Source organism: Spirosoma arboris (genome assembly GCF_009754945.1).
Taxonomy (GTDB): Bacteria; Bacteroidota; Bacteroidia; order Cytophagales; family Spirosomataceae; genus Spirosoma; species Spirosoma arboris.
Genome location: NZ_WPIN01000007.1, coordinates 434,980 through 451,413 on the forward strand (window position 1 = coordinate 434,980; position 16,434 = coordinate 451,413).

At 44.4% G+C, this 16,434-nt stretch carries 17 protein-coding genes; 6 read left to right on the forward strand and 11 right to left on the reverse strand.

From position 1 onward, the window contains the following. Positions 1-82: 82 nt before the first annotated feature. The 3 genes from GO755_RS20865 to GO755_RS20875 form a co-directional block, all read right to left on the reverse strand. On the reverse strand, positions 83-499 hold the full coding sequence (locus GO755_RS20865) for a Fur family transcriptional regulator (protein WP_111345849.1): 417 nt from the start codon (positions 497-499) through the stop codon (positions 83-85). Between the two features lie 66 nt (positions 500-565). Next, positions 566-2,371, reverse strand: a complete 1,806-nt coding sequence (locus GO755_RS20870) for an ABC transporter ATP-binding protein (protein ID WP_157587214.1) — start codon at positions 2,369-2,371, stop codon at positions 566-568. Between the two features lie 91 nt (positions 2,372-2,462). After that, positions 2,463-3,452, reverse strand: a complete 990-nt coding sequence (locus tag GO755_RS20875; protein ID WP_157587215.1) for a gliding motility protein GldB-related protein — start codon at positions 3,450-3,452, stop codon at positions 2,463-2,465. Between the two features lie 39 nt (positions 3,453-3,491). On the opposite strand from GO755_RS20875, the gene GO755_RS20880 reads away from it, so the two are divergent. Then, the gene (locus GO755_RS20880; protein ID WP_157587216.1) at positions 3,492-4,388 is read left to right on the forward strand and encodes a porin family protein; all 897 of its coding nucleotides are present in this window, start codon (positions 3,492-3,494) and stop codon (positions 4,386-4,388) included. An 84-nt stretch (positions 4,389-4,472) separates the two neighbouring features. Here the strand turns inward: GO755_RS20880 and hisF are convergent, their stop codons facing one another. The 5 genes from hisF to hisH form a co-directional block, all read right to left on the reverse strand. Beyond that, the gene (gene hisF / locus GO755_RS20885; RefSeq protein ID WP_157587217.1) at positions 4,473-5,228 is read right to left on the reverse strand and encodes an imidazole glycerol phosphate synthase subunit HisF; all 756 of its coding nucleotides are present in this window, start codon (positions 5,226-5,228) and stop codon (positions 4,473-4,475) included. Then, positions 5,228-5,650, reverse strand: a complete 423-nt coding sequence (locus tag GO755_RS20890; protein WP_157587218.1) for a GNAT family N-acetyltransferase — start codon at positions 5,648-5,650, stop codon at positions 5,228-5,230. Before GO755_RS20890 ends, hisF begins: the two co-directional genes overlap by 1 nt. A 20-nt stretch (positions 5,651-5,670) precedes the next feature. Continuing rightward, complete coding sequence (locus tag GO755_RS20895; protein ID WP_157587219.1) at positions 5,671-6,333, reverse strand: hypothetical protein; 663 nt, start codon at positions 6,331-6,333, stop codon at positions 5,671-5,673. Positions 6,334-6,340: 7 nt separating this feature from the next. Continuing rightward, positions 6,341-7,063, reverse strand: coding sequence for a 1-(5-phosphoribosyl)-5-[(5-phosphoribosylamino)methylideneamino]imidazole-4-carboxamide isomerase (gene hisA, locus GO755_RS20900; protein ID WP_157587220.1), 723 nt, complete (start codon positions 7,061-7,063; stop codon positions 6,341-6,343). 101 nt (positions 7,064-7,164) lie between these two features. Beyond that, complete coding sequence (gene hisH / locus GO755_RS20905; RefSeq protein WP_157587221.1) at positions 7,165-7,755, reverse strand: imidazole glycerol phosphate synthase subunit HisH; 591 nt, start codon at positions 7,753-7,755, stop codon at positions 7,165-7,167. 1 nt (position 7,756) lies between these two features. Between hisH and GO755_RS20910 the strand changes: the two genes are divergently transcribed. Continuing rightward, positions 7,757-7,906: a hypothetical protein gene (locus tag GO755_RS20910; protein ID WP_157587222.1), complete on the forward strand. Its 150-nt coding sequence runs from the start codon at positions 7,757-7,759 to the stop codon at positions 7,904-7,906. Between the two features lie 28 nt (positions 7,907-7,934). Here GO755_RS20910 and GO755_RS20915 read toward each other — a convergent pair whose 3' ends face one another. Next, on the reverse strand, positions 7,935-8,846 hold the full coding sequence (locus GO755_RS20915) for a DUF72 domain-containing protein (RefSeq protein WP_157587223.1): 912 nt from the start codon (positions 8,844-8,846) through the stop codon (positions 7,935-7,937). Between the two features lie 160 nt (positions 8,847-9,006). Here GO755_RS20915 and GO755_RS20920 point away from each other — a divergent pair, with 160 nt between their 5' ends. After that, a complete protein-coding gene (locus GO755_RS20920; protein ID WP_157587224.1) occupies positions 9,007-11,682 on the forward strand; it encodes a valine--tRNA ligase in 2,676 nt (891 codons plus the stop codon). 144 nt (positions 11,683-11,826) lie between these two features. Beyond that, entirely contained in the window at positions 11,827-12,345 is a 519-nt protein-coding gene (locus tag GO755_RS20925; protein ID WP_157587225.1) for a D-glycero-alpha-D-manno-heptose-1,7-bisphosphate 7-phosphatase, read from the forward strand. A gap of 78 nt (positions 12,346-12,423) precedes the next feature. Here the strand turns inward: GO755_RS20925 and GO755_RS41870 are convergent, their stop codons facing one another. Both GO755_RS41870 and GO755_RS20930 read right to left on the reverse strand, forming a co-directional pair. Beyond that, positions 12,424-12,552, reverse strand: coding sequence for a hypothetical protein (locus tag GO755_RS41870; protein WP_262887025.1), 129 nt, complete (start codon positions 12,550-12,552; stop codon positions 12,424-12,426). A gap of 87 nt (positions 12,553-12,639) precedes the next feature. Continuing rightward, a complete protein-coding gene (locus GO755_RS20930) occupies positions 12,640-14,124 on the reverse strand; it encodes a type III PLP-dependent enzyme domain-containing protein (protein WP_157587226.1) in 1,485 nt (494 codons plus the stop codon). Between the two features lie 277 nt (positions 14,125-14,401). On the opposite strand from GO755_RS20930, the gene GO755_RS20935 reads away from it, so the two are divergent. Then, on the forward strand, positions 14,402-15,775 hold the full coding sequence (locus GO755_RS20935; protein ID WP_157587227.1) for a UDP-N-acetylmuramate--L-alanine ligase: 1,374 nt from the start codon (positions 14,402-14,404) through the stop codon (positions 15,773-15,775). A 37-nt stretch (positions 15,776-15,812) separates the two neighbouring features. Then, positions 15,813-16,364, forward strand: coding sequence for an LOG family protein (locus GO755_RS20940; protein ID WP_157587228.1), 552 nt, complete (start codon positions 15,813-15,815; stop codon positions 16,362-16,364). Positions 16,365-16,434: the final 70 nt, after the last annotated feature.

A 16,434-nucleotide genomic window follows, 5' to 3' on the forward strand; every position in this document is an offset into this window, starting at 1 on the left:
AAGGAAGCATCTTAAAATTTGCCAATGAGTACGTAAGGGAATTTTAAGATGCTTCCTTCGTCAGCATGACAAAAAAGCTGCGCTATTTATTACAATCCAGGCAAACGCCCTGAATCAGTAGGTTCATTTCTTTCCGATTGTAGCCTTCAGGAAGCGCTACTGAAGGGATACTAACCTGATCCAAACAGGTCGTTTGCCCACAGGCTTCGCACTTAAAATGAACATGGTCGTGGTGATGGTGGCCATCGGCACATCGCTCACGGCAAAGGGCATATTTAGTGCCTCCTTCATCATCAAGAACTTTGTGTAAGAGTCCTTTATCTAAGAATGTGCGAAGTGTTCGATAAATCGTGACTCGGTCGTGATCGGGACCAAGGCCATTTTCTACATCGTTGTGCGCTAGTGCATGACCAGCGTTCAGAAACAAATCCAGCACCTCCTCACGACCATTGGTGTGGCGGAGGTTGAAGTCTTTCAGGGTTTTTTCGGCTAGTGTCATGGTATATAAATCGATAGTCAGTTGTCGATAGTCTATTTACTAATGATTATCGACTAAAAACTCATTTTATTCTGTTATCTCAAACTGCAATTTAACCAGATTTGCATAGATGCCGTCTTCCTGAATCGCCAACTCATCGTGCGTGCCCGACTCAGCGATTTGCCCCTCGCGCATCACATAAATTCGATCTACTTTCCGAATTGTCGCCAGGCGGTGGGCAATAATGATCGTTGTTCGATTTTGCATCAATACGTCCAACGCTTCCTGCACTAGCCGTTCCGATTCGGCATCGAGCGAACTTGTGGCTTCGTCCAGAATTAAAATAGCGGGGTCTTTCAAAATAGCGCGTGCAATAGCAATTCGTTGCCGTTGACCTCCTGACAATTTAACGCCCCGTTCGCCAACAATCGTTTGCAATCCTTCGGGAAATGAATCAATAAATTGAAGAGCATTGGCCTTCCGAGCAGCTTCCCGTATTTCAACTTCTGTTGCACCAGGTTTACCGTATTGAATATTTTCCAGAATGGTGCCGCCAAACAACATCACTTCCTGTGGTACAACAGCAATGTTTTTCCGTAGTTCTGTTACGTTGAAACCTGACAGATCGCGATCATCCACCGTAATTTGACCACCGCCGATTTGGTAATAGCGCATCAACAATTGAACGATAGTCGATTTTCCAGCACCACTTTGGCCAACCAGAGCAATTTTTCGTCCGGCAGCCACATCAAACGAGATGCCTTTTAAAACGGGTATTTCAGGGCGCGATGGATATGAGAAACGGACATCGTTGAACTGCACATGACCATGCACTGGCACAAACAGGGGTGTTTCCTCATCAGGATTTACTTCCGAAGGCTCTTCCAGAATTTCCAGAACCCGCTCCGATGAGCCAATCGTCCGCTGTAATTGAGCGTATAAATCGCCCATTCCTGCTACAGAGCCACCGATAAACGTTGTGTAGACAATAAACGTGAGCAGATCAGCAAAAGGCATTTCACCAGCCATAACCAACGATCCACCAAACCAAACTACACCAATAATACCGCCAAAAAGGGCGAAAATCACAAAGGATACAAATACTCCCCGGAATCGGGCTGCTCGCAAGGCCGTAGCCACTACTCGCTGCAACGCCGTGCCATAGCGGTTAATTTCCAGCTTTTCGTTTGTAAAGGCCTTTACCACATTTACTGACTGAAGCGTTTCCTCAACAATTATGTTTGCCTCAGCCAGCAAATCCTGAGCCTGTTTTGACAGTCGGCGGATAAACCGACCAAAGAACATGGCAGCTACGATAATAACCGGAAAGGTGGCCAGCATGAACAATGTCAGCTTCCAGGAAACGTAAAAAATAATGGCTGTACCAATTGTCAGCGTACCGACTTGCCGAAATAACTCAGCTACTGTCAGTGTCAGTACGTCTTGTAACTGGGAAATATCAGCAGAGATACGGCTAGTTAATTCACCTACGCGTCGTTGCTCAAAAAATCGAATGGGCAGGGTAATAATTTTACTGTAGGTCGCCTGACGTACATCGGCCATAGCCCGCTCGCTTACCTGCGAGAAAAAGTAAATTCGGAAGAACGAAAAAACTGCCTGTGCTATCAGCACGCCCACAAAAAACAGCGTCACCTGATTGAGAGTAAATGCAGATTTCCCCTGAATAACGCTGGTAATCTGACCAATAAGCAGCCCGAAACTCATCGTTGTACCAGTCGATAAGATCAGAAATACAAACCCAATGATGTATTGAAACCGATACGGTCTTACAAACCGAAATATGTTCAGGGCTTTTTTAAATCCTTCTTTACTAAATTTCTTTTTATCCTCTTTGCTGGCTTCTTCGCCAAAACCTCGTCCTCGTTTCGCCATTATTTTTGGTGGAATGGTGTAGTGGATTATTATGTGCAGTAGGTTTCAGAGAATGACTAACTACACTTATTTTACCACTATCACTGATTCACTAGTCTTTTTGTCCTTTATATCCTGATTGTTCAAAAATTTGCCGGGCATCAGCATTTCGCATTAAATCAGCGATGCTTACACCACTATGCTCGTCATGGTACCGCCCCACAATTCGCCAACCAACCCAACGACCAATAGCGCCGGGGCAATCCGGACCGATTTCAGCCGTGAAAGGTCGCTCATTCAAATATCGCTGTTTTATTGCCGGATTTGTCTGATACAACAACTGATTATCAATAAAATGCCCCCAAACGACATCCTGGGCATTAAACGTTTGCGTTAGTTGTTTGTCTGAGTAACCGATGACAAGGCTATCTGCAATGGGTTCTCCACCGATATCAGGCATCATTGTTTTCGTAAATATGTAGCCTTTGCCATAGTACATCATATCGGCCAGCATCGTTTGGTCAGTCCGGTTCGTGGCATTGTATTTATCTGAGATCGCGAAAACTATAGCGGGAACAATGTATTCTTTCGTGTATCGACGTAAAATATATTGTGGATACTCAGGGCCTTGTGGGCGATATTTCACTTTCGGACCTGCAAAGTAGTCGAGACCAATAACGATTAAACTATCCGTAACCACCAGATCGGGGCCCAGGAATCCCGTCACAACGGTTGCGACTCTGGGCGAATGGAAATCGGGGAAGTCTTTTTTTATGTTTGTAAAAGCTTGAGCCAATTGACTGCGTAAATCAGTCATGTCGCCAAACTCATCCTGAATCTGGGCATTGAGTTCATTGAGAGCCGGGTTATTGACCCGGTTGGTCAATTCATGAACGAGGGCTGTATCATTTCCGGCTCTGTTCGCGTTAAAGTACAATTGAGAGACAACCGGATTCTGGTTCAGCAATGACTTGATCTTGTCGGGTGATTTACCAGAAAAAAGTTGCTGGTCGAACCGGATAAGCGTAACGTCTTCGTTTTTAGTACACGAAGCCAATAAAAGTAAGCAAAAAAGCCCCGCAAGGGCTGTGTGTATTCGCATGAAAATCACGAGTTTTCAATATAGAAAACGTGCAAAATTATGAAAAAAGTTGCAGGGTTAAGTTTGATTTTGGTCATCCTGACAATTAGCCATGGTTGGGCTCAGTCAACATCACCCGCATTATATAAGATGCGCACCAAAGAATCGAGCGTAACAGAAAAACGATTCCGCAAAATATTAGGGGATAATTACGATGGACAGGACAAGAATCGTCAGGAGTATGACGATGATCGAAAACGCCGTCGTCGGAAGCAACAAACTGGCGAACAGACTGAAAACAATGGATATGGATCTGGGCCAGATTACGCCTGGGTGAGCCACCTAATCGAAATGAGTATCCGGTTCGCTCCGTCGCTCGACCTGAATACAGCTCAGGGAACAGGTACTTATGCTGGTTTCCGCGATAATGGTGCAGGTGTGCGAATGAGTGTTGGGGCGTCACTCGATTATTTTTTCTTCAAAGACCGATACGCGTTTAGTTCAGGGCTTTGGTACACGATCAAGCGATCTGGCTTTCAAATGCCTGGTACGTTTGGTTCAAGTGTATGGAATCCGGGCGCACCCGAGAAGGAGTCAATCTACAATTTACAGTATCTACAGATTCCAGCCACGGTAAAAATGTTCGCCAATAACATCGCGCCGAATATGCGTTTGTATATTCAAACTGGTGGCTTGTTCAGCATTAAACTGGCCGAAAAAGCCCTGGATGAAGCTCGAAATGGACTTTATACCGCCGAAAGTGGAGGCAGTCGACGGCAGTACGGATTTGGCGATGTTGAGTTGCTACTGGGAACGGGAATACAATATAAAATCAATCAGAATAACGCGTTCAATCTTGGTATGAGTTACCAGCGAGGTTTAATCAACGTTGCACGCGGTAGTGAGTTGGTTTCTAAAAGCCGGATTGTCTCGCTGGAGTTAGGGTTCAAGTTTTGATTATGAAGTGCGGGTAGAAACCCGCGTATAAGTACTACACAATCTTAATCTATAACTACGCGGGTTTCCACCCGCACTTCATAATCAAATCCGCATTTCAATTCCTTTCTCACGCAGATAGCTTTTCAGCATTGGAATTTCGATTTCTTTGAAGTGGAAGATACTCGCGGCTAGTCCGGCATCTGCTTTCCCGGTAGTGAACACATCTACGAAATGTTCCATTGAACCCGCTCCGCCTGAGGCAATGACCGGAATATTAGCGACTCCCGAAATTTGTGCTGTTAACTCAAGAGCAAAACCCGCTTTAGTACCGTCAGTATCCATTGAGGTTAGCAGAATTTCGCCCGCTCCCCGGTCTTCCACTTCTTTTGCCCAGGCAATAGTACGTAGTTCGATAGGTCTACGACCGCCATGCGTATGAACGATGTGTTCGTCATTTACATAGCGCGTATCAATCGCCACGACGATGCATTGACTACCAAATTCCAAAGCCAGTTCGTTGACCAAATCTGGGTTTCGTACGGCCGAAGAATTAATAGAAATTTTGTCAGCACCAGCATTTAGGAGAGCCGATACGTCTGCCACAGACGATATTCCTCCCCCAACGGTAAATGGAATATTAATGGTGTGCGCGACATTTCTAACTAGGTCAATCAACGTTTTGCGTCCATCTACGGTAGCCGTAATGTCCAGGAAAACCAGTTCATCAGCGCCTTGTTCAGCATAGACAGCAGCGAGAGCAACCGGATCGCCAGCATCACGAAGGTTGACAAAGTTGGTTCCTTTTACAGTTCGACCATCCTTTATATCAAGACAGGGAATAATTCGTTTGGTAAGCATCAGTAAGCAGTAAAAGCTTTAATAGACATGGTATTTTCGGGAGTATCAATTGGCTGGAAGCCAAACTGTTTGTACAATCCGTGAGCATCTCGCGTAACCAGCATGATACGACGCAAACCTTGTAATGATGGATAATCCATAATGAACGCCACGAGTTTTTTGGACAAACCCAGACCCCGATGTTCGGGTAGAATAAATACATCAGCCAGATACCCGAACGTAGCCGTATCTGTGATGACCCGCGCAAATCCGACTTGATTTTCATCCTGGTAAACACCAAAACAAAGCGAGTTCTCAATAGAGCGCTGGACAATCTCTAGCGGAATATTGAGACTCCAATAAGCTTCCTCGCTCAAAAAGCGATGAATAACTTCCAAGTTGAGTTTAGTTTTGTCTGTGCTAATGGTATATTCTACAGTCATAGATTTAGTGGCTCATTATATTATTTGGGCGCTGGAAAAAAGGATACGATTTCGTTTAAAATACTAACCACCTTTTGAAGTCCAATAACATTAGGCATAGCATGTAGATATGCTTCAGGATTATCGTATTGATGAATTTGATAACTACTTGTCCCAAATACTTCAAAATAATAGCTTTCGCCGTCTGTAATCCATACTGACCGTTCTGTTTTATAGCCGTATATAGTAAAACTACCATCCTTTTCTATGCTTCCATTAACATGTTCAGAATGGCTTTTAGGGGCAGGATGAAGTTGATTATTAATAACTCCTTCACTAGGCAAGTTTAGAATATCTTGTTGTACTAATTGTAGCCACAAGCTATCTGTGACAGATTTGTTTGCGTTAATTTTCTTGGCAGATTTAAACCTAGTTTTACTAGACTTAAGAATATATTTGGATAAGCCAACTTGATAATTCCTATTGGTTAATACATAAAGTATTTGTGCATCACCATAATGAAAAGACTGATTATTCCAGATACGAATCTCGTACTCTCCTTCTGTCAGCTGTGGCGTTTTTAACCCTATTTCGCGGGCAAGCTTTTCAAATCGTTGTTGCCCTGACAGTTTATTCTGGCAGATTGCAATAAATGGAATTAATAAGCAAAAGCTGCATAGAGAGATAGTGAACCAGCTTTTCATATAACCTTTATATCCCGTTAATCATTTGTAGCTGCTTCAGTGTCACCCGTCCTTCATAAATCGCCTTGCCAACGATAACGCCGAAAACATCCATATCGGCCAGCATTTCAATGTCATCCATGTTGCTGACTCCCCCACTGGCAATGATGTTCAGATCGGGAAATTGGTCCTGCATGTTGCGGTATAAGTCAAACGAAGGTCCCTGCAAGAGACCATCCTTGGCTACGTCGGTACTGATAACATACTTTACGCCTTTCTCGGTCCATTTTTCCAGAAAGTCGTAAATCCAGACTTCAGTACCTTCTTCCCAGCCACTTACTGCGATTTTCTCATTTTTAGCATCGGCTCCAAGAATAATTTTATCTGGGCCATGCTGTGATAGCCAGCGCTCCAGTACGTCAGGTTGCTTTACAGCAATGCTCCCACCCGTAACCTGCTTGGCACCACATTCGAATACCATCCGCAAATCATCATCAGACTGAACACCTCCACCAAAATCAACGTGTAGACTAGTTTTGGATGCGATCAATTCCAACACCTTCCAGTTAATCACACGTTTTTCCTTGGCTCCGTCAAGATCAACCAGGTGCAGGCGCGTCAGACCGGCATCTTCAAATTGCTTAGCCACTTCCAGCGGCCGGGCGTTATATTCTTTTTTCTGGTTGTAGTCGCCCTGCGTTAAGCGGACGGCTTTGCCTTCGATAATGTCAATAGCAGGTATGATATACATATTTTAAACCGCACCGGCGGACCGGAAGAGATAGCAGAGAATTCACAGAGGAAACAGAGAATTGCTTTGCGCACTCTGTATAACCTCCCTATCCTCTGCGTTTAAGAAAGTTTCAAAAAATTCTCCAGAATCCGCTGGCCAACGTTGCCGCTAATTTCAGCGTGAAACTGAGCCGCGTAGAAGTTATCTCGATGAAGCATGGCACTAAACGGGCGAACATAATCGCAAATAGCTGTCGTTTCGGAGTACACATCTGCGGCATAGCTATGCACAAAGTACATATAGGCGTTTTCGGGTAAGCCTTCAGTCAAAGGACCTCGCAGGGTATGAATATTATTCCAGCCCGTATGGGGCACTTTAAAACCAGGCTCAGCAGGAAACCGCCGAACGTCGATATCGAAAACGCCCATACAGGTCGTGTCGTTTTCTTCTGAATACCGGCACATAAGCTGCATACCAACGCATGTGCCGAGTACAGGCTGTTTCAATGATGGAATCAATTTATCAATTCCACGCTCCCGCAGATAGGCCATAGCTGTGCTGGCTTCACCCACGCCGGGAAAAATAACTTTATCGGCTGAGCGAATTTCTGCTTCATCATCGGTAAGCAAGTAACTGGCTCCCAGACGTTCTAGTGCGTACATGACGGACTGAACGTTACCGGCGTTGTATTTGATAATGACAGTTTTCATAATGCAAAAGCCCGGTTCCTTTGCAGAACCGGGCTTTGTATATTGTGGTAATCAGAATTTTCTCTCCGAATTCACAAACACGAGCATCTTGTTCTGCTGCGCTACCGCTCAGAATGATGATGCCGATGGTTTGTGGTTGCTGAAATCATAAGGCAAAGGTAAACGCTTGCGGTTGTAAATCAAAACAAACTACCCTGCACGACTTTAGGCTGCAAGACTGGCTCGCGAAGATTCAGCCCACAATGTTTGTTCAACTCACGAATCCAATAGAGAATCAATTCGGGAGCGGTATCATTGTCGCCACCGCCGTGAATAAATAAATAGGCGGTTTGTATCCCTTTCTCAAACCAGGTTTTTAGTCGTTGAATCCAGGCATCGGTGCGAGTATAATCTGTAGGATGGCCTTCATTGGCAATAAATCGGAGCGTTAACACAGGGCTACTGAGGCCCATATGCAGCACATCGCGTCGGCCTGCTACATCTGTAATGACAACATGCCGACGTAACATATAAAGCCGTTCAAGTGTCTGTTGCCAAACCGTTGCTTTGCTAAACCAATCCGGATGGCGAAACTCAACGGCCACATCCAGCTCATCGGGCAAACTTTTGAGATAGGCTTCCAAAATGGGCCATTTATCAGGTCCGAAATTGGGAGGTAGTTGCAAAAATGTCATACCCAGAAATTCTTCCAGATTCAATACCGCATTTATAAATTCTTCGGTAAGCCCTTCGGTAGCAATCAATTGACGTTCGTGACTGATAATCTGCGGAAATTTCGGGCAATAAGTAAACCCATTAGATGCTTCGGCTTTCCACCGCTCGATCATTCCTGCCGTTGGAATCTGGTAATGAGTCAGGTTTAGCTCAATCGTGTTGAACTGGCGTGTGTAATAATGCAGGAAATCGCGCTCCTTCGCGTTCGACGGATATACCTTACCAACATAGTCTTTATTGGCCCAGATAGGTCCGCCAATAGATACCATAGGTCGATGCGTTGGTTCAACGGCTGCCCAGATTCGAGCGTTGAACGACGAACCGGGTGGCAGGGAAAAATTTACGGCATCAGGGTTCTGTATTTTTCCGAATTCCATACCTGTGTCGGGGAAGTATACCGATAAAACTGGTAAAGACCCGCTTTCGTTTTTTCGCCCTATCCAATTTAACTAATTTTGTCTTTTATCCATAAAACCCCAGTCGGTTTTTACTATACGGAATTGGTTTCGAGGTAAAACGGCGCAGGTCTCTTAGATTATGATTTCAAAGACATATGCCCCCCAGGAGATTGAAGAAAAATGGTATCAATATTGGCTTGATAACCAATTTTTCAAGTCTACACCCGATGAACGCGAACCTTACACGGTCGTCATCCCACCGCCGAACGTAACGGGTGTGCTGCATATGGGCCACATGCTCAATAATACCATCCAGGATGTGCTGGTTCGCAAAGCTCGTATGGAAGGCAAGAATGCTTGTTGGGTACCGGGCACCGACCACGCCAGCATCGCTACAGAAGCGAAAGTGGTGGCTATGCTTAAAGAACGAGGTATCAGCAAAAAGGACCTGACTCGCGACGAATTTCTGGAATATGCCTGGGAATGGACCCACAAATATGGTGGTATCATTCTCCAGCAGCTCCGTAAACTCGGTGCGTCCTGCGATTGGGATCGCACTCGTTTCACCATGGAGCCAGCGCTCCACGATTCAGTTATTGACGTATTTGTTGACCTCTACAACAAAGGCCAAATCTATCGGGGTGTCCGCATGGTCAACTGGGACCCACAGGGCAAAACGGCCGTTTCTGATGAAGAGGTAATCACGAAAGAAATTCAGCAGAAGCTGGTTTATATCCGGTACGAGATAGCGGGGGGCGCCGATCAGGATTATATCACGATTGCCACTGTTCGTCCAGAAACGATCATGGCCGATGCAGCGATTGCGGTCAATCCAAACGACGAACGTTATACGCATTTGCATGGCAAAAAAGCCATAATTCCGCTTATTAATCGCGAAATCCCCATCATTACCGACGAATACGTAACGATGGATTTCGGAACGGGTGGTTTGAAAGTGACACCTGCTCACGATCCAAATGACTATGCACTGGGCATTAAGCACAATCTGCCTGTTTTGGATACGCTTAACGACGACGGTACGCTGAATGAGAAAGCCCAGATTCTGGTCGGCATGGATCGATTTGCCGCTCGGAAGGCCATTATCAAGTTGCTGGAAGAGTCTGGTAATCTGGTAAAAACCGAAGACTATAAGTCAAACGTTGGTACGTCGGAGCGAACGGGCGCCGTTATCGAGCCTAAGTTGTCGTTGCAATGGTTCCTGAAAATGGACGAGCTATCGAAGCCCGCGCTCAAGAACGTTATGGACGATACCATTCAACTCGTTCCGCCCAAGTTCAAGAACATGTACCGATCCTGGATGGAGAACGTACATGATTGGTGTATCAGTCGGCAATTGTGGTGGGGCCAACGGATTCCTGCGTTTTATATGCAGGACGGAACGATTATCGTGGCCAAAAACAAACACGAAGCGCTGGAAAAAGTACAGCACGAAATGCTGCTTTTTGCCATGACCGAAGCCGATCTGACTCAGGACGAGGACGTTCTCGATACCTGGTTCTCATCGTGGCTTTGGCCCATATCGGTATTCGACGGACTGAAAGATCCCAACAACGCCGATATCAATTATTACTACCCAACGAACGATCTGGTTACAGCGCCCGAAATTCTGTTTTTCTGGGTTGCCCGGATGATTATTGCTGGCTATGAGTACCGGGGCGAAGCGCCATTCAAAAACGTTTATCTGACAGGTATTGTCCGCGATAAGTTGGGTCGTAAAATGTCGAAATCATTAGGCAACTCGCCCGATCCACTCGACCTGATTGAAAAATATGGAGCCGACGGCGTTCGTACGGGTATGCTGTTCAGCTCAGCGGCTGGTAATGACCTGATGTTCGACGAAAAGCTGGTTGAGCAGGGCCGTAATTTCAGCAACAAAGTCTGGAATGCATTCCGATTGGTAAAAGGCTGGACGGTTAATGAATCGATTGATGGAAAAACCAATCAATTGGCCATTAACTGGTTTGAATCGAAACTGAACACAACGTTAATCCAGATCGAAGACGATTTCAGTAAGTTCCGTATTTCAGACGCACTGCAGGCTGTTTACAAGCTTATCTGGGATGATTTCTGTTCGCAATATCTGGAACTAATAAAACCTGCTTTTGATACGACTACGGGCACACCTCAGCCTATAGACAGTGCTACGTATGAAGCTACGATCAATTTTTTCGAGCGACTAATGGGGCTGGCGCATCCGTTCATGCCGTTCATTACAGAAGAAATCTGGCAGGATATCCGTGAGCGCAAAGAGGGAGAAAGTATTTGTATTGCCCCATTCCCAAAAGCAGGAGCCATCGACTCCCAAATTCTGACTGATTTCGAGACGTTGTTCGATATCATTTCCAATGTTCGGAACATTCGAAACTCCAAGCAGATTTCGCCTAAAACCGAACTTCCGCTAGCAATCAAAACAACTACGTCCAGTCGTTTCGAAACGCTGGAACTGTTAATTCAGAAAATGGCTAATGTCTCAGCCATTAGCTACGTTGGTGAGGCTGTTGACAGCGAATCCACGCCGAGTGAGTCTTCTTTAGGCGTTTCGTTCCTAATCAAGAGCGATGAGTTTTTCATCAATCTGGCGGGCGAGATCGATGTTGAGCAGGAAATTGCAACGACCCGTAAAGAGTTGGAGTACAATATTGGCTTCCGCGATTCGGTATTAAAAAAACTATCGAACGAGAAGTTTGTTGCTAATGCAAAGCCCGAAGTTATTGATCGTGAGCGACAGAAGCTGGCTGATGCCGAATCTAAAATTCATGCATTAGAACAGCGGCTAACCGATTTGGTGGTCTAGGTAACACTATCTTTTTATCATGTTTACTTCCTGATTATGACCATCTTTTGGCCACTCAGGAAATATTAACAATTATTTTAAGGCAATAATACAATTATTTAATTAAATAATTGTATTATTGCCTGCTATCATTTCTTATCATCAATGAACAAATGTATTTTTCTGGATCGCGACGGTGTTTTGAACGAAGATCGAACGGACTACGTCTATCGCGTTGAGGACTTCATCATTCCTGATGGTGTGCCAGAAGCATTGCGTTTATTAAAAGATGCAGGCTATTTGCTGATTGTTATAACAAATCAGGCAGGTATTGCCAAGGGGCTATATACCCGTGAGGACGTAATGATGTGTTACAACTATTTGCAGGATCAGTGTGGCAAGCTCATTGACGATATTTATTATTGCCCACATCACCCTAAATACGACACAGAATCGCTTACGCGTAAGCCAGGTTCATTGTTGCTTGAAAAGGCAATGGCCAAATATAACATCGCACCAGATGGCTCCTGGATGATTGGCGATGCTCTGCGCGACATGCAGGCGGGTAAGCGTGTTGGTGTTCGAACAGTACGTATTGCGCACGATCCACAGCATTCATCAGAATGTGATGGTTACGCAACTAATCTCTTGGAAGCCTCCCGGTTTGTATTGGAATGTGCTTAATTTTTCATTAATCAATAGAAAAGCCCGATTTATACAATGTATAAATCGGGCTTTTCTATTGATTAATGAATCGTTTCCTTACGCTCGTACCTGTGTTGGCGCGGGCTTCTTCTGCACACTACCATAGGCGGGACAATTTGCCTTACGGGAGCAGGCTCCGAGCGAGAGGGTAGCTAGTACAGTCCCAAGAATCAGTAACTTTTTCATGAAGTTGTTCGTCCGTTTGTCTCGTTAACCTCCAGATTGTTAAACGAAAATAGTGCCAAAAACTGTACAGTTTACATTTTACCGGGACTAATTTTCCTCCTTTAAAAGCTCTGCTTCTTCCTCACGCTCTTCAGCGGCTTCAGTAGCTTCCAGTTCGGTCATACCGGGTTCCGCACCGCCATAACCCAGAATCTTCAGCATAACTTCGCTATTTTGCTCAGGAGCGAACAAACGAGTCCGTAAATTACCTTCCTCGTCTTTGTCCACAATAACGTGTTGTGGGGCAGGAATCAGGCAATGCTGGATGCCGCCATAACCCCCCAGCGACTCCTGATAAGCTCCTGTATGAAACAGCCCAATATACTGATCTTCGGTATCCTGATCGAAAATCGGCAGATATAAGTCAGCACTGTGAGCTTCGGTATTATAAAAATCGTGCGAATCGCAGGTCAGGCCACCCAGATTTACTTTTTGATAGGGATTATCCCAGTTATTCACTGACAGCATTATGTATTTCTGTCCAAGCCCCCACGAATCAGGTAGTTGCGTAATGAATGAGCCGTCGATCATATACCACAGCTCTTTGTCATTCTGTAGTTTCTGATCAATCACTTTGTAGATAACGGCTCCGCTTTCACCCACTGTATACGAACCAAATTCGGTAAAGATATGCGGAACAGGAACGTTGCTTTTATTGCAAATCCACTGAATACTTTCCACGATTTGGTCAATCATGGCCTGGTAGTCATACGTGAACTGGAACGACGTTTGAATCGGCATACCACCACCAATGTCAATCGAATCAAGATCTGGGCAAATTTTTCTCAATTCGCAGTATTTGTACATAAACCGGCTCAATTCGCTCCAGTAGTACGCGCTGTCTTTGATACCCGTATTGATGAAGAAGTGAAGCATTTTCAGCTTAAACTTCTCGTTGGACTGGATTTTACTACGATACAATTCGTTCACATCGCTGTAGCGAATACCTAGTCGTGAGGTATAGAACGCAAAATTCGGCTCCTCATCTGTAGCGATTCGGATACCAAAATTAACTGTGTCGGCAGTTATAGAATTTTCGTAAGCCTCAATTTCCTTAAGATTATCGAGTACTGGGATACAGTTAGTAAAACCCTCATTGATAAGTTCGCTGATATATTGCGTATACAAGGGGCGCTTATAACCATTACAAACAATATACGTGTTCTTGGAAACCTTGCCCATCTTAACTAATTCCCGAATAATAGGAATATCATAAGCTGAAGAGGTTTCGAGGTGAACATTGTTTTTAAGCACTTCGTCGAGCACAAACCGAAAATGGGACGACTTTGTGCAATAGCAATATGTATAGTTCCCTTTGTAGTTATACCGCTTCATTGCATTCTTAAACAGCAGCTTGGCATGCTCAATATGCTCAGTAATTTTCGGTAAATACGTCAGTTTCAAGGGCGTACCGTACTCCTTGACAATGTCCATCAATGGGACATTATTGAACATCAGCTCGTTTTTCTCGACATTGAATTCCCGTGTTGGGAATTCAAACGTCTGGTCAATCAAATCATAGTATGTCTTCATCCCTACGTTCGACGCATAAAGTGGGCTGTGCCGCTCCGGCGTGCTAGCCGTTGCAGTTTGTGGTTATAAAAAAACAGGCGCGAATTTGGCCCCGAAAATCGGGCTTTCCAAGTAAAGTCTATTCGCAAGCTAGTCAACGAAAAAGTAAGCAGTTTGATTCGGGAATCGTACAAATTTAATAGTAGGAAAACACACAAAATCAGCTCACTGTTTAAGTTCGTCGGGCAAACCGAAAAGAAGCCGTACTTTTGCTTCTTGACATTGATTGATTTATCGAATGCCCCAGTCTATCCATTTTATATCTATCGGTGGCAGTGCCATGCACAATCTGGCGCTTGCACTCCAGCAACAAGGCCACACTATTACTGGCTCCGACGAAATCATCTACGAACCTTCGCGAACGCGTTTGCAGCAGTATAAGCTACTGCCTGGAGAGATGGGTTGGTTCCCGGATAAAATCAACACCGGTTTAGATGCCGTTATCGTTGGCATGCACGCCCGCAAGGATAATCCAGAATTAGCAAAAGCACTCGAATTAGGATTACCTATTTATTCGTATCCTGAATTTATTTATCAACAGAGTCAGGAAAAACAGCGAATTGTCATTGCAGGCAGTCACGGCAAAACGACTATCGCAGCTATTATTCTGCACGCGCTGAAATACCATAACCGAATCTTCGACTATTGGATTGGAGATCCAATTGATGGTTTTGACACGACAGTTCGATTGTCTTCAAACGCACCATTGATTATTATTGAAGGAGATGAGTATGCGTCGTCGCCAATTGATTCACGCCCAAAGTTTCTTCACTATAAGCCGCATATTGCGCTTATAAATGGGATTGCGTGGGATCATATTAATTTATACCCAACTTGGGATGAATACGTTGACCAATTTGAGTCATTAGCTGAAGCGATGCCCAAAGCAGGTATCCTGATTTTTGATGAGTCAGATGATATGCTTGACGTTATTGGTCAGAAAGAACGGGATGATATAACTAAGGTCCCGTATTTTCCTCACCCAGGAAAAGTTATTGATGGCCAAAACTACCTGATTACGAAACAAGGGAAACAGATACCCATCAATCTGTTCGGTCAACATAACCTTAAAAATATTGCCGGAGCTATGACTGTTTGTGATCGTATCGGCATCACTGAAGAACAGTTTTACGAAGCTATTCCAAGCTTCAAAGGGGTGAGTTGCAGGCTGGAAAAAATAGCTGAATCAGCCAACCGAATTGTTTACCGTGATTTCGCTCACTCACCAGCTAAAGTTGAAGCGGCAACCGAAGCGGTGAAACAGCAATACCCTTCCAAAGAATTAATAGCCGTAGTCGAGCTTCATACCTTTAGCAGCTTAAACAAAGCCTTCCTGGATCAATACAACGAGACTATGAATGCCGCTGATGAAGCTGTGATATTTATTGATACAAAAACGTTAGTAGATAATCAATTGAGTTCGATCTCAACTGACGAAGTTAAAGCAGCATTCGATCACAAGAATTTACACGTTTTTACTGATGCATCTGTCTTGCATGATTATTTACAAACCAAACAAAGTAAAAAAGGCCAAGTTTTCCTGCTAATGAGTTCTGGAACATTCGACGGAATGAATATAAAAACTGTGGCAGACGAATTAACCCATTATTAACACTAAAATCACAGACGGCCTGAAGCCGTCTTTTTTTATGCAAAGCATTGTCGTTTATTGTGCATCGAGTCTTGGCACCAATCCAATTTACAACGAAGTAGCTGTTGAACTCGGCGAAAAAATGGCCGTTCGTAATATCCGCCTTATTTATGGTGGAGGAGGTTTTGGTCTAATGGGTAATGTTGCAAATGCTGTTTTACAAGGTAGTGGCGAAGTAACGGGCGTTATTCCAAATTTTCTTGCCGACCTTGAAGTTGCACATACCACACTTACAGAATTGCATTTTGTGGAAACCATGCACGAACGGAAGTTCAAGATGGTACAATTGGCAAAAGGAGTTATTACGCTTCCTGGTGGTTATGGCACACTCGACGAATTATTCGAGATTTTAGCATGGCGCCAACTTAAGCTTTATGATGGCCCTGTTGCCATTATTAATACTAATGGTTATTATGACCTTATGCTGCAACAACTTGACCGTATGGTAGCCGATGGTTTCCTGAAGGCCGAAAATCGTAAGCTGCTCCTTGTCGCTAATACGGTCGACGAAGCGTTACAAATGATAAGTGATTATTGGGAATCTGTATAGGCCTATAGGTCTCTTTTCTGGAAAGCTCCTAAAAGGCAGAGAGGGTCGTTTTCGATTGAAAACGACCCTC

Bases quoted from the DNA above. Each gene is read 5' to 3' on its own strand.
- GO755_RS20865 (WP_111345849.1), bottom strand. From the start codon at position 499: ATGACACTAGCCGAAAAAACCCTGAAAGACTTCAACCTCCGCCACACC.
- GO755_RS20870 (WP_157587214.1), bottom strand. From the start codon at position 2,371: ATGGCGAAACGAGGACGAGGTTTTGGCGAAGAAGCCAGCAAAGAGGAT.
- GO755_RS20875 (WP_157587215.1), bottom strand. From the start codon at position 3,452: ATGCGAATACACACAGCCCTTGCGGGGCTTTTTTGCTTACTTTTATTG.
- GO755_RS20880 (WP_157587216.1), top strand. From the start codon at position 3,492: ATGAAAAAAGTTGCAGGGTTAAGTTTGATTTTGGTCATCCTGACAATT.
- hisF (WP_157587217.1), bottom strand. From the start codon at position 5,228: ATGCTTACCAAACGAATTATTCCCTGTCTTGATATAAAGGATGGTCGA.
- GO755_RS20890 (WP_157587218.1), bottom strand. From the start codon at position 5,650: ATGACTGTAGAATATACCATTAGCACAGACAAAACTAAACTCAACTTG.
- GO755_RS20895 (WP_157587219.1), bottom strand. From the start codon at position 6,333: ATGAAAAGCTGGTTCACTATCTCTCTATGCAGCTTTTGCTTATTAATT.
- hisA (WP_157587220.1), bottom strand. From the start codon at position 7,063: ATGTATATCATACCTGCTATTGACATTATCGAAGGCAAAGCCGTCCGC.
- hisH (WP_157587221.1), bottom strand. From the start codon at position 7,755: ATGAAAACTGTCATTATCAAATACAACGCCGGTAACGTTCAGTCCGTC.
- GO755_RS20910 (WP_157587222.1), top strand. From the start codon at position 7,757: ATGCAAAAGCCCGGTTCCTTTGCAGAACCGGGCTTTGTATATTGTGGT.
- GO755_RS20915 (WP_157587223.1), bottom strand. From the start codon at position 8,846: ATGGAATTCGGAAAAATACAGAACCCTGATGCCGTAAATTTTTCCCTG.
- GO755_RS20920 (WP_157587224.1), top strand. From the start codon at position 9,007: ATGATTTCAAAGACATATGCCCCCCAGGAGATTGAAGAAAAATGGTAT.
- GO755_RS20925 (WP_157587225.1), top strand. From the start codon at position 11,827: ATGAACAAATGTATTTTTCTGGATCGCGACGGTGTTTTGAACGAAGAT.
- GO755_RS41870 (WP_262887025.1), bottom strand. From the start codon at position 12,552: ATGAAAAAGTTACTGATTCTTGGGACTGTACTAGCTACCCTCTCGCTC.
- GO755_RS20930 (WP_157587226.1), bottom strand. From the start codon at position 14,124: ATGAAGACATACTATGATTTGATTGACCAGACGTTTGAATTCCCAACA.
- GO755_RS20935 (WP_157587227.1), top strand. From the start codon at position 14,402: ATGCCCCAGTCTATCCATTTTATATCTATCGGTGGCAGTGCCATGCAC.
- GO755_RS20940 (WP_157587228.1), top strand. From the start codon at position 15,813: ATGCAAAGCATTGTCGTTTATTGTGCATCGAGTCTTGGCACCAATCCA.